The organism is Pseudomonas sp. URIL14HWK12:I12, from assembly GCF_003097135.1.
Lineage (GTDB): Bacteria > Pseudomonadota > Gammaproteobacteria > Pseudomonadales > Pseudomonadaceae > Aquipseudomonas.
In genome coordinates this window covers 18,017-36,856 of record NZ_QEQL01000010.1, presented here as the reverse complement: position 1 = coordinate 36,856, position 18,840 = coordinate 18,017, and the positions used below count along the sequence as shown (strand labels likewise).

Annotated in this window: 17 protein-coding genes; 9 read left to right on the top strand and 8 right to left on the bottom strand. The window is 64.6% G+C overall.

All coding sequences use genetic code 11. The features are described 5' to 3' along the window. On the top strand, positions 1 to 1,077 hold a 1,077-nt coding region (locus F474_RS22220), incomplete at its 5' end, for a hypothetical protein (RefSeq protein WP_218275576.1). Continuing rightward, positions 1,058 to 1,837: a DUF6708 domain-containing protein gene (locus tag F474_RS23400; protein WP_371919438.1), complete on the top strand. Its 780-nt coding sequence runs from the start codon at positions 1,058 to 1,060 to the stop codon at positions 1,835 to 1,837. The genes F474_RS22220 and F474_RS23400, both read left to right, overlap by 20 nt. Before the next feature lie 6 nt (positions 1,838 to 1,843). Here F474_RS23400 and F474_RS22210 read toward each other — a convergent pair whose 3' ends face one another. Beyond that, complete coding sequence (locus F474_RS22210; RefSeq protein WP_097089669.1) at positions 1,844 to 2,731, bottom strand: LysR family transcriptional regulator; 888 nt, start codon at positions 2,729 to 2,731, stop codon at positions 1,844 to 1,846. Between the two features lie 149 nt (positions 2,732 to 2,880). Between F474_RS22210 and speB the strand changes: the two genes are divergently transcribed. From speB to F474_RS22190, 4 genes are all read left to right on the top strand, one after another. Continuing rightward, positions 2,881 to 3,840: an agmatinase gene (gene speB / locus F474_RS22205; RefSeq protein WP_097089666.1), complete on the top strand. Its 960-nt coding sequence runs from the start codon at positions 2,881 to 2,883 to the stop codon at positions 3,838 to 3,840. Next, entirely contained in the window at positions 3,837 to 4,226 is a 390-nt protein-coding gene (locus F474_RS22200; protein ID WP_097089664.1) for a nuclear transport factor 2 family protein, read from the top strand. The genes speB and F474_RS22200 overlap by 4 nt, the downstream gene beginning before the upstream one ends. A gap of 127 nt (positions 4,227 to 4,353) precedes the next feature. Beyond that, positions 4,354 to 5,850 carry a cytosine permease gene (locus F474_RS22195; protein ID WP_097089661.1) on the top strand — a complete coding sequence of 499 codons (1,497 nt, stop codon included), beginning with the start codon at positions 4,354 to 4,356 and terminating at the stop codon, positions 5,848 to 5,850. Continuing rightward, entirely contained in the window at positions 5,847 to 7,256 is a 1,410-nt protein-coding gene (locus F474_RS22190) for an aldehyde dehydrogenase family protein (RefSeq protein WP_097089659.1), read from the top strand. The genes F474_RS22195 and F474_RS22190 overlap by 4 nt, the downstream gene beginning before the upstream one ends. 65 nt (positions 7,257 to 7,321) lie before the next feature. Here F474_RS22190 and F474_RS22185 read toward each other — a convergent pair whose 3' ends face one another. Together F474_RS22185 and F474_RS22180 are read right to left on the bottom strand one after the other, a co-directional pair. Further along, complete coding sequence (locus F474_RS22185) at positions 7,322 to 8,665, bottom strand: PepSY domain-containing protein (protein ID WP_097089657.1); 1,344 nt, start codon at positions 8,663 to 8,665, stop codon at positions 7,322 to 7,324. A gap of 81 nt (positions 8,666 to 8,746) precedes the next feature. After that, positions 8,747 to 9,109 carry a DUF2946 family protein gene (locus tag F474_RS22180; protein WP_097089678.1) on the bottom strand — a complete coding sequence of 121 codons (363 nt, stop codon included), beginning with the start codon at positions 9,107 to 9,109 and terminating at the stop codon, positions 8,747 to 8,749. Positions 9,110 to 9,189: 80 nt separating this feature from the next. Between F474_RS22180 and F474_RS22175 the strand changes: the two genes are divergently transcribed. Beyond that, positions 9,190 to 9,684 (top strand): GNAT family N-acetyltransferase, encoded by a 495-nt coding sequence (locus F474_RS22175; protein WP_097089654.1) that lies wholly within the window; start codon positions 9,190 to 9,192, stop codon positions 9,682 to 9,684. A gap of 4 nt (positions 9,685 to 9,688) precedes the next feature. Here F474_RS22175 and F474_RS22170 read toward each other — a convergent pair whose 3' ends face one another. The 3 genes from F474_RS22170 to F474_RS22160 all read right to left on the bottom strand — a co-directional run bounded on the left by F474_RS22170 (position 9,689) and on the right by F474_RS22160 (position 13,716). After that, on the bottom strand, positions 9,689 to 12,148 hold the full coding sequence (locus F474_RS22170; RefSeq protein WP_097089652.1) for a TonB-dependent siderophore receptor: 2,460 nt from the start codon (positions 12,146 to 12,148) through the stop codon (positions 9,689 to 9,691). An 81-nt stretch (positions 12,149 to 12,229) separates the two neighbouring features. Next, positions 12,230 to 13,192, bottom strand: a complete 963-nt coding sequence (locus F474_RS22165; protein WP_097089649.1) for a FecR family protein — start codon at positions 13,190 to 13,192, stop codon at positions 12,230 to 12,232. Continuing rightward, positions 13,189 to 13,716 (bottom strand): sigma-70 family RNA polymerase sigma factor, encoded by a 528-nt coding sequence (locus F474_RS22160; RefSeq protein WP_097089647.1) that lies wholly within the window; start codon positions 13,714 to 13,716, stop codon positions 13,189 to 13,191. Before F474_RS22160 ends, F474_RS22165 begins: the two co-directional genes overlap by 4 nt. Before the next feature lie 108 nt (positions 13,717 to 13,824). Here F474_RS22160 and F474_RS22155 point away from each other — a divergent pair, with 108 nt between their 5' ends. After that, positions 13,825 to 14,880, top strand: a complete 1,056-nt coding sequence (locus tag F474_RS22155) for an ADP-ribosylglycohydrolase family protein (protein WP_097089645.1) — start codon at positions 13,825 to 13,827, stop codon at positions 14,878 to 14,880. Between the two features lies 1 nt (position 14,881). Here the strand turns inward: F474_RS22155 and F474_RS22150 are convergent, their stop codons facing one another. Both F474_RS22150 and F474_RS22145 read right to left on the bottom strand, forming a co-directional pair. Next, positions 14,882 to 15,835, bottom strand: coding sequence for a sensor domain-containing diguanylate cyclase (locus F474_RS22150; protein ID WP_097089643.1), 954 nt, complete (start codon positions 15,833 to 15,835; stop codon positions 14,882 to 14,884). A 4-nt stretch (positions 15,836 to 15,839) separates the two neighbouring features. Further along, positions 15,840 to 16,838 (bottom strand): response regulator, encoded by a 999-nt coding sequence (locus tag F474_RS22145; protein WP_097089641.1) that lies wholly within the window; start codon positions 16,836 to 16,838, stop codon positions 15,840 to 15,842. 316 nt (positions 16,839 to 17,154) lie between these two features. Between F474_RS22145 and F474_RS22140 the strand changes: the two genes are divergently transcribed. Continuing rightward, complete coding sequence (locus F474_RS22140) at positions 17,155 to 18,738, top strand: aldehyde dehydrogenase (NADP(+)) (RefSeq protein ID WP_097089637.1); 1,584 nt, start codon at positions 17,155 to 17,157, stop codon at positions 18,736 to 18,738. Positions 18,739 to 18,840 lie beyond the last annotated feature (102 nt).

The following is an 18,840-nucleotide window of genomic DNA, read 5'->3' as shown; positions in this document are numbered from 1 at the left end:
GGGTTGTGGTTTCAGCAGGACAGCTTGATGCGCAACCACAAGGCGTTGTTGGAGGTGGCCAGTGATGAACGCGCGGAGGCGCTGGCGGCGGTGGGGTCGGCGACGTTGGGAGTGATTGGGATAGGGGTAGAGGCGGCGGGGTTTGCGGTGAAGGCGGTACGGCCCCAGTGGATAAGCATCCGGGGAAAAGATGCATTGGTCGTAGGTGAAGGACTCGTCAAAGTTGGAGGAATTGTGGCTGCGCTCGCTGGAGTGATGGATGGGATACAATATCGGATTATAGCAAATCGCCTTGCGCTGGCTGGAGATCACAAAGCTGCTGGAGTGTATAACATTGCAATCTTTACAGCCTTAGGTTCAACGGGCTCCTTAATTTATGCAGCCTATGTCGGTGGATTCTTAGTTGGCTGGTTGGGAATAGGACTGTTTATTGCTTTAATTACTTACGGCCTAGTCTCCTACGCAAAATCCCAGCAGTCCTCACCAATGGAAATATGGGCAAGAAAATGCGTTTGGGGATTACCTGCAACTAATAGGGTGTGGCTGACCGCTGAGCAATCAGCGTTATCAGTGAACGAGCTCAATGTGGCCTACATAGGTGCAGCCGCGTATACGTACAAGCAATCCACTTTCATCAGTGAAGGTGCTTCAGAAAAAACAAGACCATTGCCTGCTGTGGTGGGCGGCCCTGAATTCTCCAACCGAGACATACTGAGCTACAGAATAAAGCTACCTGATTACAGCAAAACAACGTCACGTTACTCCTTCGAAATTTACGATAAGAGTTTCGATAGGGGGCCTAAGGCGCTGATAGCCCGATCAGAATACCAAGGAGAATTCGTCCTCACTGATACAAGCGAAGTGGCCGCTTTGGATCAAAGTAAACACGGGATCAAAATGCACCAGGAGCGCTTTGAAGACAAGTTATTAATTATAGAAGGAGGACTGTTATTGAGAAAAAGGCACCTTCTGAAGTCCGTGGAGATTGTAGTTAACTTCTGGCCAGATGCCACATACCACTCGCAGCCACTGATCATAACATCGAGTAGTGAATTTCATGCTTTCCCAACAACCTGATAAACCTGTAAGCACTCCAGCCCTACTACCCCCGACCAAAGGTTGGAAAGCTGATCTGGCTGCACCGAGAGCCGTTGCTCACCGCACCCCGGAAAATGCGGAATACCCTCTTTATAGAAATGACATATACGTTGAGGTCCCAAGACATAGCTTTTCTTTTCGCGGCTTTGGCGTATTACTACTATTGTTAATGCTGCCAATGTGTTTTCTTGAAGTACAAACGATCTACCGTAATCTCCTTTCGCCGAGCATCACTTCACTGGCTCTCGACATACTCTCCATCGTGGTTATGAGCTTCACAGTCATGATGGCATACCGACTGGATTTCAGCGCCCCCCGAAACGAACCCATTCGATTCAATCGCGCGCGTCAAAGAGTCTATGCGTACAACTTCAAGCACTGCGGGTGGAATCCTTGGGGTTCATGGCCCGTTGAGATCGTCGCCTACGAATGGTCACAGGTCAGAGCGGAGCTTTGGGCGCGCGGGGCCGGCGAGCACTACAGGTGCGGCACGATGCTCGCAATCGTGAAACCGGGCACAAACGAAGTCATTGATCGCTTTCCCTTGATTTACAACACGCTCTCCGAAGACCCTTGGCTCTACGTCCACACCTACATGGAAAAAGGCCCCGACGCCCTGCCTCCCTTCGACACACCGCGCGACGCCAACGAGTTGGTCTGGTACAGCCCCTTGCGCCGCTGGGCGCCGGAGGTGAAGTGGCCAGCGGCCATTGACCGTGAGTCCACAACGGCGCCCTGAGCGCTCTTACCCCAACTCCGCCTTCAGCCGGTCCCTGAAACTCTGGATCAGCGGCTCGCGTGCACGCCCGCGGCGCAGGGCCAGGGCAAAAGGTGCCTGGTAGCCGAAGGTGCCGGGCAGTAGCACTTTGAGCCGGCCCCGGTCCACCCAGGGCTGCGCATGGTGCTCGGGCAGGTAGCCGATGTAGGCGCCGGAGAGCACGAGAATCAGCTGCGCCTCCATTGATTCCACTGTCGCGGCGCTGTGGCGAAAGCCGTGGCGGGCGAGCTCGGCTTGGGTCCAGTAACCGCGCCCGACCATCCGTTGCTGGGTGATGACTTCCGCCGGGATGCCGCGTTCGCTGAACAATGGGTGGCGGTCGCTGCAGTACAGCCAGTGCTGTTCGCGGTAAAGCGGCTGGTAGTGCAAGCCGTTGGTGCGCACGGAGAAGGCGCCGATGGCCAGATCCAGGCGGTTTTCCAGCAGCCCCAGTTGCAGCTCGGCGGGGCTGAGCACTGCCAGGTGCAGGTGCACGGCGGGGTGCTCCTGGCTGTAGGCACCGATGACTTCGGCCAGTGGCAGGGCCGGGTCGCTGACGGTGGAGTCGAGCACGCCCAAATTCAGCGTGCCGCGCAGCTCACCCTTGAGCGCTGCGCTGTAGCGTTCGAAGCTTTCAAGCTCGGCCAGCAGGCGCTGGGTTTCCTGATGGAACAGCTCGCCCTTGCTGGTCAGGCGGAAGCCGCCTCGGCCGCGATGGCAGAGCACGATGCCGAGCTGGCCTTCGAGCTGGCTCATGTAGGTACTGATGGCCGAGGTCGACAGGTTCAGCGCCTGCTGGGCGGCGGCGAAACCTTGGTGGCGCACGACGGTGGCGAAGATGCGCAGCAGCTTGAGGTCGGGGGTGGGGCTGGCCATGGCGAGAACGTAGGCATCGGCAGAGGCCTGCGAGTGTACGCCGATAGTTCAGAAATCTCTGAACTGATTATTTGCCGTAGCCGATTTTTTCTCGCAACCAGGCTGCCCACAATCGGCCGACAAAACCCATGACACGCTGAGGCCCGACCGTGGACAACACCTTCCACCAGCCCCTGGGCGGCAACGAAATGCCCCGTTTCGGCGGCATTGCTACCATGCTGCGCCTGCCCCATGTGCAAGCCCCCGAAGCGCTCGCCGCACTGGACGCCGCCTTCGTCGGCATCCCTCTAGACATCGGCACCTCGCTGCGCTCCGGCACCCGGTTCGGCCCCCGGCAGATCCGCGCTGAATCGGTGATGATCCGCCCCTACAACATGGCCACCGGCGCCGCGCCGTTCGACTCACTGAACGTGGCCGACATCGGCGATGTGCCCATCAATACCTTCAACCTTGCCGAGGCGGTGCGCATCATCGAGGCAGAGTACGACCGCATCCTGGCGCATGGCATCACCCCGCTCACCCTCGGCGGCGACCACACCCTCACCCTGCCCATCCTGCGGGCCATCAAGAAGAAGCACGGCAAGGTCGGCCTTGTGCACATCGATGCTCATGCCGACGTCAACGACCACATGTTCGGTGAGAAAATCGCCCACGGCACCACCTTCCGACGCGCCCAGGAAGAAGGCCTGCTCGACAGCCAGCGTGTGGTGCAGATCGGCCTGCGCGCCCAGGGCTACACCAGTGAGGACTTCAACTGGAGCCGCAAGCAAGGTTTTCGCGTGGTACAAGCCGAAGAATGCTGGCACCGCTCATTGGCGCCCTTGATGGCCGAAGTGCGCGAGCAGGTGGGCGGTGGGCCGGTGTACCTGTCGTTCGACATCGACGGCATCGACCCGGCCTGGGCACCCGGCACGGGCACCCCTGAGGTGGGTGGGCTGACCACTATTCAGGCCCTTGAGATCATCCGCGGCTGCCAAGGCCTGGACCTTGTGGGTTGTGACCTGGTGGAGGTGTCGCCGCCCTACGACACCAGCGGCAACACCGCACTGCTGGGCGCGAACCTGCTGTATGAAATGCTCTGCGTGCTGCCAGGGGTGCTGCGCCGATGAGCCACGAAGAAGCCGTGATCAAAGCGGCGGCTGAACTGGTGCAGGCTTTCGGCGCCCATGACACCGACGCCTATTTCGCCTGCTTCAGCGCCGATGCGACGTTCATTTTCCATAGCCTGCCGCAGGCGCTGGGCAGCCTCGCGGCCTACCGCGCGCTGTGGCAAGGCTGGGAACGCGACGGGTTCCACGTACTGGGATGCCGCTCCAGCGATGGGCAGGTGATGGTGCACGGTGAGGTCGCGGTGTTCACCCACCGCGTCGAGACGCACCTGAGGCTGGCGGGCGAAGAGCATCAGTTGCAGGAACGTGAAACTATCGTGTTCCGCCTGGAGGGCGAGCGCTGGGTGGCCTTTCATGAGCACCTCTCGGGGGTGCCCGCCAGTTGAGCCAGGGGCGCGGCTAACGCGCCCGCCCACCGCTGCATCCTTAGAACAATGAAAAAGCTGTACTTAGCGGCCCTGCCGCACTGCCAAGCACTCGATAAAAACAACCGTGACAGGCAACGGAGCAACCATGAGCCACTCCTCGCGTATCGAAACCTTCGGGGTCGAGCAGATCCCGGCCAACCAGCGCAACGCGGCCCCGCTGGACCTGTTCCGGCTGATCTTCGGCGGCGCCAATACCTTTTCCACGGCCGTGCTGGGCAGCTTCCCGGTGCTGTTCGGGTTGTCGTTCCAGGCGGGGCTATGGGCGATCATCCTGGGCGTGTTCACCGGTGCCTTGATCCTCGCACCGATGGGCCTGTTCGGTGCGCTTAACGGCACCAACAACGCAGTGTCGTCGGGGGCGCATTTCGGGGTGCACGGGCGCATCGTCGGCTCGTTCCTGTCGCTGCTCACCGCCGTGGCGTTCTTCTCGCTGTCGGTGTGGAGCTCGGGCGACGCCTTGGTCGGCGGTGCCCAACGCTTGGTGGGGCTGCCGGAAAACAACGCAAGCCTGGGCGTGGCCTACGGGCTGTTCGCGGTGCTGGTGCTGCTGGTATGCATCGTCGGCTTTCGCTTCATGCTGTGGGTGAACAAGATCGCCGTGTGGGCCTCGAGCCTGCTGTTCCTGCTGGGCATCGCGGCCTTTGCCGGGCCGTTCGACGCAGGCTTTGCCGGCAGCACGGCGCTGGGCCAGCCGGGTTTCTGGGCTGCGTTCGTGGGCGCGGCGCTGCTGGCGATGAGCAACCCGGTGTCGTTCGGGGCCTTTTTGGGCGATTGGTCGCGCTACATCCCGCGTGAAACACCCAAGCGCCGCATCATGCTGGCGGTGATCGCCGCACAAGCGGCGACCTTGATCCCGTTCCTGTTCGGCCTGTGCACTGCCACGCTGGTGGCGAGCCAGGCACCGCAGTACATCGAGGCCAACAACTATGTAGGCGGGCTGCTGGCGATCTCGCCGGGCTGGTTCTTCCTGCCGGTATGCCTGATCGCGGTGATCGGCGGGATGTCCACCGGGACCACCGCGCTCTATGGCACGGGCCTGGACATGTCGAGCATCTTTCCCAACCTGCTCAGCCGCGCCCGCGCGACCTTGTTGATTGGCGTGGTCGCCATCGCCTTCATCTTCATCGGCCGCTTCAGCTTCAACCTGGTGCAGAGCGTGTCCACCTTTGCCGTGCTGATCGTGACCTGCACCAGCCCCTGGATGGTGATCATGATGCTGGGCCTGGTCACCCGCCGCGGCTTCTACGATGCCGACGACCTGCAAGTGTTCACCCGTGGCCTGCGCGGCGGCCGCTACTGGTTCCACCATGGTTGGAACTGGCGCGGGCTGGGCGCTTGGATTCCGAGCGCAGCGCTGGGGCTGTGCTTCGTCAACCTGCCGGGGCAGTTCGTCGGCCCATTGGGCCAGCTTGCCGGCGGCATCGACATCAGCCTGCCGCTGACACTGGGCCTGGCCGGGCTGCTGTACCTGGCCTTGCTCAACCTTTTCCCTGAGCCTGCCGCGGTGTATGGCCCGGCCGGCCCGCGCTGGGTGCGCTGCCAGGCCCCCGCGCGCCCGACCTTCGAGGCGTCCCTGCAATGAACCATCCGCATTTCATCGATGGCCAGTGGGCCGAGGGCCAAGGCGAGGGCTGCATCAGCGTGTTCGACCCCAGGGTAGGCCAGCCTTTTGCCGAGCTGCGCAGTGCCAGCCCCGCACAGGTCGACCAGGCCGTGGCCGCTGCCCGCGCCGCGCTACCTGGCTGGAAGGCCACACCGGTGGCCGAACGCGCCGCGTTGCTGCGGGGGTTCGCCGAACAGCTCAGCGCCCGCAGCCAAGCGCTGCTGGCCCTGCAGATGCGCAACAACGGTAAACCGCGCCATGAAGCGCAGGTTGACCTGGACGATGCGATCGCCACCTTCAACTATTACGCCAACCTGATCGAGCAACAGGCCGAAGTGGGCGAGGTGGCGCTGGCAGTGGAGGGTTTCCGCGCCACGGCCCACCGCGACCCGCTGGGCGTGGTGGGGTTGATCGTGCCGTGGAACTTTCCGCTCGTGACCAGCGCCTGGAAGCTTGCCCCGGCGCTGGCCGCAGGCTGCACCGTGGTGCTCAAGCCCTCGGATGTCACCCCTCTGGCCGAGCTTGCCTACGGCCAGATAGCTGAGCAGCTGGGCCTGCCGGCCGGGGTGCTGAACATCGTCAACGGCCAGGCCACCACCGGGCGCGCGCTGGCCGAGCACCCCGGCCTGGACAAGCTTTCCTTCACGGGCAGCAATGCCACCGGGCGCCTGGTGATGCAGGCCAGCGCTCAGTTTTGCCGGCCGGTTACGCTGGAGCTGGGCGGCAAGTCAGCGATCATCGTGTTCGAGGATTGTGCGCTGGACCAGGCGGTGGAATGGATCATCGCCGGGCTGTGCTGGAACGCGGGGCAGATGTGCTCGGCGACCTCGCGCTTGCTGGTGCACGCCGCTATCGCCGACGCGTTGCTGATGCGCCTGGCGCAGGCGCTGGAGGCGATGGAACTGGGGGAGGCGCTGGGGCCACTGAGTTGCCGGGCGCAGTTCGACAGGGTCAAGGCTTACCTGGCCATCGCTCGCAAAGAAGGCCTTCACTGCCTGGCCGGTGGCTACGTCGAGCAAGGCACAGGTTGGTTCGTACGGCCGGCGCTGTACGCCGAGGTGCCGAGCACCAGCCGGTTATGGAATGAAGAAATCTTCGGCCCGGTGCTCTGCGCTCAGCGCTTCGATGATGAAGCGCAGGCCATCGCCATGGCCAACGATAGCCGCTTCGGCCTGGTGGCCACCGTCGCCAGTGCCGACCTTGCCCGCGCTGAGCGCGTCGCGGCGGCGCTGGAGGTAGGCCATGTGTGGATCAATTCGGCGCAGGCCGTGTTCGTCGAAACCTCATGGGGCGGCACCAAGGGCAGCGGCATTGGCCGTGAGCTGGGGCCCTGGGGGTTGGCGGCGTACCAGAGCGTCAAGCATGTAACGCGGTGCCTGGGGTGAAGGTGCGCTGAAAGCTCGCTGCTCGCACGCCGCGCGGCTGGGCGCACGGCCTGCGAGCATGGCTTTTACCCCAACGCCGGTTGCGCCGCAGGCCGGAGCGTCAGCCAGCCATCGACCACCAGCAACAGCACCAGGCTCACGCCCAGCACCGGCAGGCTCACCCCCAACAGCACCGCCGCCAGCACCCAACCGCCCTGCCCGGCCCGGCCCATGGCGCGCCAGGCGTCTATCAGGGTAGGCCCTTGGCGCAACGCCGGGCGCCGGCGCCACCACATCAGGTAACCCATCACCACCATCGCCGCCAGGCCAGTGCCAACCACCACCAGCAGCACCTGGTTGGCCACGCCGAACAGCGAACCCATGTGTGCGTCGATCCCCCAACGGGTGAGTTTGGCCGCCAGCGGGAAGTGTTCGAACTCAGTGCGGTCGACGATGCGCAGGTCGCTTGGGTCGATGGCGACAGCGTCGACATGGGTAGGCCAGCCGCGGTCGATTTCGGTGACGGTCCAGGCTTTGCCGGCGGCCAGTGCCGGGCGGATCTCGATCTTGCCTGCGTGCAGGCCGGCTGCGCGGGCGGCGGCCAGGGCCTGGTCGAACAACGCAGGCTTCAGCGCAGGCGCCTGGCCAACCATGGGCATCGCCATGTGATGCTCGGCATGCTCGCCGCCGCTGTGCTGGGCATGTGGATCGGCAGCCAAGGTGGTGTTGACGCTGGGCGTGCCCATGCCGAACTGGTTGCGCAGCACGCCGATGTTGTCGCCTGCGTACTGCGACCAGGTCAGCCCGGTAGCGGAGAAGAACATCAGCCCCAGCAGCAGCCACAGCCCGGTGCTGCTGTGCAAGGCACGAAGCCCACCACGCCGGCCCTTTGCAGGGGGGCGCCGCCACCACAGGTACAGGCCACCCAACGCCACTACCCACAGCCAGGAGGCTGCCAGCTCGCTGTAAAGGCGCCCGGCGTCACCCAGCAGCAGGCCGCGGTGCACCTGGTCGAGCCAGGTACGCAGTGGCAGCACGCCGCTGGTGCCGTAGACCTTCATGTCGCCGCGCACCTCCCCTGTTACCGGGTCGATGAACAGCGCGCGGTTTTCCGAGGCCCCCAGGCCAGGCACGCTGAACATCACGCGGGTGGTGTGGCCTGGCGCACTGGCAGGCCGCACGGCCGCTACCGCAAACTCGGCTGGCAGTTCGTCGCGCGCACGCTGCACCTGCTCGGCCAGCGGCAGTGGCTGGCCCTGGCTTGGCGTATAGAGCGCCTCGGCGTACAGCCACCGTTCCAGCTGTGGCGTGAGGGCATAGGCCACCCCGGTCAGGGCGGCAATGAACAGAAACGGGCCTACGAACAGGCCGATGTAGAAGTGCAAACGCCGCAGCAGGGCGTGCACAGGTGAAACGCTGGCTTGAGCCATGGCGATATTCCTCACAGGCGCGCAGCCACGGCCACGCGCGTCGATAGCATCAGGTGTGATCGAACGAATGCGAGGTTGGCGTCAGGGCGCCTGGGGGTTGAGGGCCGGCAGCAACCAGCGCGGTGGCGCCAGCGCGCCCAAGGCTCGGCGGGGCGCGCGCCGCGGGCGATGGCGCGCCAGCCAGCCCAACGCGGCGAACACGAAGATCGCCAGCGGCACACTGCCGGCGAAAAAGCAGTCTTCGAAGGGTGACTTCAAACCATGGGCCGCGCTCTTGCCCATGTCCATGCCCGCCATACCTGCCATTTCATGCCCGGCGTGTGCTCCGGAAGCGGGCGCAGCCAGCATCTGGCCGTGGCCGATCGAACAGGCCAAGCCATTGAACAGGATCAGCGCCAGCAGCAGCCAGGTGGCCAGGGCGCGCGAGGGGCGGGGGCAGAACATGGCGCGCAACATACCATCGCCGGGCTTGCCTGAACACCGCCGGCCAGCGCACCCTGCCCGCTGAATCAACAGGAGGCAGCATGTTCGAAGTGGTCGGTTCCAGCAGCACCAGCACCGATGAGGCCGTGGCATTCGCCCACAGGGCCTGGCGTGAGCTGTTCGCCGAGCGTACGGCGAGCCCTGGCATGCCGGCAGACCTGGCCAACTTCGCTGCGACCTATTGCCGCGCCGGCGCCTGCTTTGTGCTGGCGCGCACACCAGAGGGCGAAGTGATCGGCAGCATTGCCTACCGCCCCTACGATGGCCGCTTCGCTGCGTTGGATGTGCCGCCTGAGGGCTGCGCCGAGGTGGTGCGCCTGTATGTGCTGCCGCAGCTGCGCCGTGCGGGGCTGGGCAGTGCGTTGTTCCAGCGCCTGCAGCAACAGGCGCTGGCGTGTGGGGTAAGGCAGCTCTACCTGCACACTCACCCCTTCCTGCCAGGTGCGATCGGCTTCTGGGAGCGCCAGGGCTTTCACACCCTGCTGGCCGAGGCCGAACCGGTGTGGCAAACCCATCACATGCTCAAAACGCTGTGAGCCCTCACCACTGGTAGGTGGCGCTGGCCTGCACAGTGCGCTGCGAACCGTACCAGCACCAGTCGCTGGAGTAGCAACTGCTCACGTAGGTCTTGTTCTCGAGGTTGGTGGCGTTCACCGCCAGGCGCAGGTTGTCGCCCGCGGTGTAGACATGCGGGATGTCGTAGTGCACGGCCGCGTCGACCAACGTATAGCCGGGCACCTTGAAGGTGTTGGGGTCGTCGGTGGTGGAGCTGACGTAGCGCACCCCGGCGCCGAAGCCGAAACCTTGCAGCGGGCCCTCGTGGAACAGGTAGTCGGCCCAGGCCGATGCGGTGTGCCGCGGGATGCCATAAGGCGTGTTGCCCTTGGCGCCTGCGCCGCTGGTGGTGTTGGACTTGCTGAAGCGGTTGTCGAGGTAGGCGTAGCTGGCGGTCAGGTCGATGTTGTTGGTGAGGCTGGCCTTGCCTTCGAGCTCGAAGCCTCGCGAGCGCACTTCACCGGCCTGAACGTTGCAGCGGCTGCCGTTGCACAGGTGGCTCGGGTCGGGGTCGAGGGTGGTCAGGTTCTGCCGGCGCAGGTCGAACACCGCCGCGCTGATGAAGCTGTTGCTGCCCGGCGGTTGGTACTTGATGCCCAGCTCGTACTGCTTGCCTTCGGTGGGCTTGAACGGCGCGCCACCGTAACCGGTGCCCGACTGGGGCTCGAACGACTCCGAATAGCTGATGTACGGCGCCAGGCCGTTGTCGAACAGATACACCAGGCCCGCGCGGCCGGTGAAGGCTTCGCTGTCCAGGCTGCTGCGGGTCTTGCGGCCGGTGTTCAGGTTGCTGGAGGTGTTGTGGTTGTTGGCCCAATCGTAGCGGCCACCGAGCAGCAACACCCAGCGATCCCATTTCATCTGCTCTTGCAGGTACAGGCCCTTCTGCTGGCTACGCGCCGTCGCTGCGCTGGTGTAGGCCGGCACCGGGATGGCGCCGCCGTACACCGGGTTGTAGAGGTCGAGGCCCGGCGCACCTAGATAGGGGCCTGAGCCTGACAGGGTGTCGGTGCTGGTGTACTGGTAATCGGCCCCCAGCAGCAGGGTATGCGCGACCGGCCCGGTGCCGAACGTGGCCTGCAGCTGGTTATCCAGCGCATAGGCGTCGATGTTCACGTCCGACGCGATCGTGGAGCGCTGAACGTTGCGGTAGTCAGTGATGTTGCCGTTGGCGTCCTTGGGGAAGCCGCCACTGTAGAGGCTGCGGTACAGGCCCTCAGCGCGCATGTAGCGGGCGTTCTGGCGCAGGGTGAAGGTGTCGTTGAAGTGGTGCTCGAACAGGTAGCCGACCGAATAATTCTCGCGGTCGCTTTTCTCGAAGTGCTTGTCGCCATCGTAGCGGTCCACGTCGATGTGGCCGTTGGGGTTGGGCAGCACCACCCCTTGCGAGGGCAGCGAACCGTAGGACGCGCCCTTGGGGTCTTTCTGGAAACGGCCCAGCAGCGTCAGCGAGGTATCGTCGCTGGGGCGCCAGGCAAGGGATGCGGAAATCGCCCGGCGCTCGGTTTCGGTATGCTCCACCTGGCCATCGGCGCTGTCGTAGAGGCCCGAAACCCGGTAGGCGAACACCCCCTGCTCGTCGATTGGCCCAGACAGGTCGAAGGTGGTGCGTTGCTTCTGAAAGGTGCCGTACTCCACGCCCACTTCATGGAACGGCTCGCGAGTGGGCCGCTTGCTCACCATGTTCACCACCCCGCTCGGTGTGCCCTGCCCATAGAGCACCGAGGCCGGGCCGCGCAGCACGTCGACCCGCTCCAGGTCGAAGGCGTCCAGCTGCGGGGCAGCGTCGCGGCTGCCAGGCAGCTTCAGGCCATCGAGGTACAGCGAGGGTGAAAAGCCGCGGATGGTCAGCAGGTCCAGGCGTGAGGCCGTGGCGCCGCGCGTCTCCGGTACCACGGCGGCAGAGTAGCGCAGCACCTGGCCCAGGGATTCTGCATTCTGCGCCCGCATCTGGTCCTTGGTGACTACCGAGATCGATTGGGGTGTTTCGATCAGCGGGGTGTCGGTCTTGGTGCCGGCCAGGCTGCGCTTGGCAACGAAACCGGCCACCGGCCCGGTCGGGCTCTCACTGGCGTAGGTGGCGGAGATGTCGGTGGCCTGCAACATCAGCGTATCGCCGCTGGCTTCAGGCACCGGCTCGATCCGGTAACGGCCACTGGCAAGGGGCGTGGCCTGCAAGCCCGTGCCGGCCAGCAACTGGGTGATGCCTTGCGCTGTGGAATGGCTACCGGCCAGCCCCGAGCTGCGGCGCCCCTGCACCAGGGCCGGGTCGAAGGCCAGCGCGAGGCCCGCTTGCTCGGCAAAGCGATTGAGGGCTTGGGCCAGATCGCCGGCGGGCACGTTGAAAGTAAAGGCATGCGGTTCGGCAGCCTGCGCAGTGGGCAGGGCACAGGCCAGCAGCAGGCTCAGGGCCAGCGGATGCAAAGCAGTGGCGGGGCGCAGCATGGGGATTCCTTTGGTGACAGAGATGGCTTCTTTCACCAAGACGCACAGCCACGAAAAAGGGACAGAGAATGCGAGTGCTTTTTATTTGCTCTCGCTTTTGCGTGGTTTAACGGAGGCATACCATTGGGTTACATGGCTGACATCTATCGGCAAGTTGTCGGCCAGGGCCTGCAAGGCCGCATCGGTGTCGTCCAGGCGAAACACGCCCGACACTCGCAGGTTGGCAAGGGCCTGGCGGTCGTAGGCGAGCAGGCCGTGGCGATAACGGGCAAGCTCGTCGAGCACCTCCACCAACGGCGCGTTGCTCAGGCTTAGCACACCGCGCGTCCAGCCCGCCGGGTCAACGCCAGCCTGGCGCTGTGGCGTGCTGACCTGCCCACCCTGCAACAGTGCCCACTGCCCAGCGGCAACCCGTACAGGTGCCTCGCCATTGGCCTGGGCGGCCACCGCCGATTCCACGACGCTGACACGCGTCGCCTCGGCCCCCTCCCTTCGGACCACAAAACGCGTGCCCAACGCAGTCACACTGCCTTGCTCGGTGCGCACCACGAAGGGCCGGCTGGGATCTTTGGCAACGATGACCCAGACCTCGCCACGCACGAGCTCGATCACTCGCTGGTGCCCGTTGAGGTGAATGTCGATCGCTGAATCGCTGTTGAGCTGAACGCGGCTGCCGTCGGCCAAGGTAACTTCGCTGCGCTCCCCTACACCGGTGCGCTGGTCTGCCAGCCACACCGGCACTTCGCCGTGCAGGGCCCAGGCCAGGCTGGCCATCCCGACCAGCCCGAGCAGGCTGCGGGCGCCCAGCCGCTTCGAGGGGCTCAGGCCTCGTTTGAAAGCGGCGCGCCCCGCCGCCCCGTGCGCCGGCTCGAACTGGCCCCACAAGGCCTGCATGCGCTGCGCGGCCAACGCATGGCCGGGGTGCTGGGCACGCCAGGCCTCGAAACCTCGGTGCACCTGCGCATCGGCGTGCTCATCCTGCAACTGCGCCATCCACAGCGCGGCCTCGGCGATCATCTGCTCGGTGGGCTCGAAGGCGCTCATAGGCTACCTGGCCCATGCACGACGGCGTAGCAATGCACCAGCACCTTGGCGATGTACTGCTTGACCGTGCTGCTCGAGACCCCAAGCCGCTCGGCGATCTGGGCATACCCCAGACCGTCCAGGCGGTTGAGCAGGAAAGCTTCACGCTGCCTTGCCGGCAATCCCTGGAGCATGTCGCAGAGCCGATCCAGGGCTTGCACGGCGGCATGAATCGCCTGCGGGTCGGCCACCGCTGCCTCGTCTGCTCGCACCGCCAGCGCGTCCAGGTAAGCCTGTTCGATACGCCGGCGCCGGGCCTTGTCGATCATCAGGCGGTTGGCCGTGGTCGCCAGGAAGGCGCGGGGTTGGCCGATCTGCCGCGGGTCGGCCAGCAACAGCACGCGCAGGAAGGCATCCTGAGCGATGTCGGCAGCCCGCTGCGAGCAGCCAAGGCGTTTGCGCAGCCAGGCGTGCAACCAGCCGTGGTGGTCGCTGTACAGGCTGGCCACGGTATGTGAAGGGGAACCGGCAGGCAGATCAGGCATGGGCGGTCGCTGGCAGACGTAAAAGAGATTCATTGTCATTTATGTCGGGTGATGTACGCAACCAGTTACAGGTAGGATGCATAACGTACCGTTCAGAAGGATCCGCACATGCTCCCTATCGACCGCATCACCGGCTGCCTGCTGGGCGGCGCCGTAGGTGACGCCCTCGGCGCCCCCGTGGAGTTCATGGCCTGGCCGGCGATCGTTAGCGCCTTTGGCGAGGCCGGCATTCGTAACCTGGCGCCGGCCTATGGCGGGTTGGGCCGCATCACCGACGATACCCAGATGATGCTGTTCACCGCCGAAGGCTTGCTGCGTGCTCACGTGCGCGGCGCCAGCCGGGGCATCTGCCACCCGCCTGGGGTGGTGCACCATTCACTGTTGCGCTGGCTGCTGACTCAGGGTGAGCCCCCCGCCACCACGGTCAGCCGCGATGGCTGGCTGATCGAGCAAAGCGCCCTGTGGGCGCGCCGCGCACCGGGCAACACCTGCCTCACGGCGCTGCGCTCGGCCAGGCACTTCGGCGACTTGCCGAGCAACGATTCCAAAGGCTGCGGCGCGATCATGCGCGTAGCACCCTGCGCGTTCTTCGCCAATGCCTTCGACCTGGCAGCCGACACGGGCCGCCTGACCCACGCCCACCCCAGCGGTTACCTCAGCGCCGGCCTGTTCGCCGACCTGCTGCGGCGCCTGTACCTGCACCCGGAACAGCCCCTGGCGCAGGCCGCAGCGCACAGCCTGCAAGCACACCGCGGGCGCGAAGGCATGGAAGAAACCGTGCACGCAGTGGAGCAGGTGCTGGCCTTCCACGCGCGAGGGTACGCCCCTACCCCAGAACGCATCGCAGCGTTGGGTGGCGGGTGGGTGGGGGAAGAGGCGCTGGCCATCGGCCTGTGGTGCGCGCTGTTTGCAGAGCAGTACGCAGAGGGCGTGATTCTGGCGGTCAACCACAGTGGCGACAGCGACAGCACCGGCCTGATCGCCGGGCACCTGTTGGGGCTTAAACACGGCGCCACCGGCATCCCCCAGCCGTGGCTGGAGGCCCTGGAGCTGCGTGACGCCATCGAGCGCATAGCCCGCGACCTGCACGAGGTGCCTGCCCGCTTCGAGGGCGGCTATGGCAGCGCAGACGCTGCCATCTTCGAAGCCTACCCTGGCGGCTGAATCACGTGTGCACGGCCACCCGGTTACGGCCGCCGCGCTTGGCGGCGTAAAGCGCTTGGTCGGACCACTCGATCAGCTCTTTGTATTCGCTGGCCGGCCGGCTCAGGTCGGCCACTCCCAGGCTGATGGTCACCTGCACCAGCTTGCCTTCATGCTCCACCACCATCGCCTCGATCGACTGGCGCAACCGCTCCGCCAGGATGCGCCCACCGGCCTTGTCGGTATCGGGCAGCAAGAGGGTGAACTCCTCACCCCCGTAACGCCCGCAGATGTCGGAATCGCGCACATGTTGGCGAACGACTTCGGCGACTTGCTGGATCACCCGGTCACCGGCGGGGTGGCCATAGGTATCGTTGATTTTCTTGAAGTGGTCGATATCGAACATGATCAGCGATGAGACATTGCCGTAGCGGGTGTGCCGGGCGTACTCGAGTTTGAGCGCTTCTTCCCAGTGGCCGCGGTTGTACAGGCCGGTAAGGCGGTCGGTGCTGGAGAGCTTCTGCAGCTCGATGTTCGCCTGCTGCAGTTGCCGGCGGTTGGTGGCCACGTCGGTCACGTCGTAGATCACCAGGCACAGGTGCTCGACCAGGTTGTTGGTCGAACGCAGCGGGAACAGCGTGGTGTTCTGGTACATGAACGCTTCTTGCCCGGTAATGGGCTGGTAATTGTCGAAGCGCAGCAGGTATGGGCGCCGTTCCCAGATGGTGAACGAGGGCGTGCCGAGGGTCGCGACGTTTTCCACGCGCTTGGAGAACCAGGCGCGGTCAACCTCCGGAAACAGATCGAAGAACACGCGCCCCTGAGCATCTCGGGGGATCACCCCGGAGCGGTTTTCCATGAAGGTGTTCCATACCTTCACCCGGTAGTCGCGGTCAAACACCACAACGCCCACGTCGATACTCTGGGTGATCGCTAGCAGCCAATGCAGCTCGGTCAGTTCAATAGGCGCGCTCATGGGCTCAGCTCATCAGGTATTGGAGTTTGCCGATCAGCCGCTCCACCGAACTTTCGGTGAACAGCAACAGCAGGTCGAAGTGGATGTCATGGTTTTCCACGCTGTAGCTGATCTCGACGGCCAGGGTCTTCTTCCAGCGCTGCTGGTTCACCCGGATCAGCTCATCGATGCGCGCATGCTCGCCCAGCACCTGCGGGTGGCTCTGCGAGAACACCACATCCACCTGCTCGGCGATGCCGCTCAGGCAGGCGCCGATCACGATCGACGACAAGTCCAGCAGCATCTCCATGTTCGAATGATCGTTGCTCTCACGCTTCATCAGCCGCGCCATGTCGGCCAGGCTGCTGTCGTGAAACATCAGCAGCGCCTCGCCGGCGATACCGCCGCCGATATAGCCCTGGCAGATGGCGGTAAGCTGGCGCCCGCCCTGGGCGTCGGCCAGCGCCATGTGCAGCTCGCCGGCTTCCAGCACGTTGACGTTGGGCACCGGCAGTTGCACGAACACGCCCAGCACCTTGGCCAGCAACGCAGCGGCGCGGCCCATGGCCACGTTGACCGTTTCGCGGAAGGCGTCATTGAAGCCGACCAACTGGTTGGCCGCCTCCAGCGGCGCAGCCTGCACTGGGCCACCAGGGGCGAACACGCCGCACTGGATCAATACACGGCGCAGCTCCTCGGGCTCGGCGGGCTTCTTTACAAAAGCCAGGGCGCCCAGGGCCATCACCCGGCGCACGGCCTCTTCCTGAACGTCGCCAGAGACCACGATCACCCGTGCAGCCAGGCCCTCCTCGCGCAGGGCGGCCAGCACTTGGTAGCCGTCCATTTCGGGCATGGTCAGGTCGAGCAGCACCACTTGGCCCAGGCCCTGGCGGATCGCCTCGAGCCCTTGCCGGCCATTGCTGGCTTGGGTGACAGAGACTGCCCAATCCTCGGGCAACGCGCGCAGCAACTGCTTGCGCGCCATGTTCGAGTCATCACAGATAAGCAGGGGGACAGCGGCCATGCAGAACGTCTCATTCCAGGGGGGCAGGCGCGGGGCATGCGCGGCACTTTAAACGTGCTTCATAGCACTTCGCCAGTGCCACTGACGCTCACAGGCATGCGTGAAGGCATAAATAGCAAAAACGACTACCTTTTGCGGGGCAGTTGCGCATCCCACAGACGAGCGGTGCGCCTTGTGGTCCGAAATATGTAGTCGTATGATGACTGTCAACAACAACGATGGAATCGAACTTCGCCCCGCGACACGGTTCGATTACCACACGCCCTCGATGGCGCATCACTCGTCATCCTCTGTTTAACAGGACAAGGAGATATCAATGCCTGACGTTCTCGGTAAAAACTTCGTCGCCGGCCAACGCAGCGGCAGCGGCGAGCCCACCTTGAAAAGCATCGACGCCAGCACCGGTGATGCCCTGCCCTATGCGTTCTACCAGGCCACCCCTGCCGAGGTGGACCAGGCCGCTCGCGCTGCCGAAGCCGCCTATCCCGAATTTCGCCAATTGAGCCCGGCCAAGCGTGCCGACTTTCTTGATGCCGTGGCCGATGAGCTGGACGCCCTGGGTGATGACTTCGTCGCCATCGTCTGCCGTGAAACCGCCCTGCCCGCCGCCCGCATTCAGGGCGAACGCGGCCGCACCTCCGGGCAGATGCGCCTGTTCGCCAAGGTGCTGCGCCGCGGCGACTACCTGGGCGCGCGCATCGACCTGGCGCTGCCAGAACGCAAACCGCTGCCACGGGTAGACCTGCGCCAGTACCGCATCGGCGTCGGGCCGGTCGGCGTGTTCGGCGCCAGCAACTTCCCCTTGGCCTTCTCCACCGCTGGTGGCGACACCGCCTCTGCATTCGCCGCCGGCTGCCCGGTGGTGGTCAAGGCGCACAGTGGCCACATGGCCACCGCCGACCTGGTCGGCGGTGCCATCGAGCGCGCCGCCAACAAAACCGGCATGCCCAAGGGTGTGTTCAACATGATTTTCGGTAATGGCGTGGGCCAGGACCTGGTCAAGCACCCTGCGATCAAGGCCATCGGCTTCACTGGCTCGCTCGGCGGCGGCACCGCGCTGTGCAAGCTGGCCGCCGAGCGCCCAGAGCCAATCCCGGTGTTCGCCGAGATGTCCAGCATCAACCCGGTGATCCTGCTGCCACAGGCGCTCAAGGCTCGCGGTGAAACCGTCGCCAAAGAGCTGGCAGGCTCGGTGTGCATGGGCGCGGGCCAGTTCTGCACCAACCCCGGCATGGTGATCGGGGTGCGCTCGCCCGAGCTCACTGCCTTCGTCGAGCAATTGGGTGCGGCCATCGCTGCTCAGGGCCCGCAAACCATGCTCAACGCTGGCGGCCTGCGCAGTTACAGCAAAGGCGTGCAGCACCTGCACGACCACGCCGGCATCACCCACCTTGCTGGTAACGCTCAGGATGGCAACCAGGCGCAGGCGCAGTTGTTCAAGGCCGATGTCAGCCTGCTGCTCAACGGCGACCCGCTGCTGCAGGAAGAGGTGTTCGGCCCCACCACCGTGTTGATCGAAGTCGATGACGACGCTCAGCTCAAGCAAGCGCTGCAGGCCCTGCGTGGCCAGCTCACTGCGACGCTGATCGGCGAGCCGGGCGACCTGGAGGCTTACCGCTGGCTGGTGCCAGTGCTGGAGGATAAAGTCGGCCGCATCCTGGTCAACGGCTACCCAACCGGCGTGGAAGTGTGCGAAGCGATGGTTCACGGCGGGCCATTCCCGGCCACTTCCGATGCCCGCGGCACCTCGGTAGGTACCTTGGCCATCGACCGCTACCTGCGCCCGGTGTGCTTCCAGAACTACCCCGATGCGCTGCTCCCCGAAGCGCTGCAGAACGCCAACCCATTGGGGCTGCGCCGGCTGGTCAACGGCGAGTGGAGCCAAGATGCGGTGAAGTGATTTCACCTCCACCCCGATAGATAAAACGGCGCGGCCCACCCCGCGCCGTTTTTTTTGCGCGCCAGATTCATCTAGATGATTTGGAACATTTGCCCTTCAGTG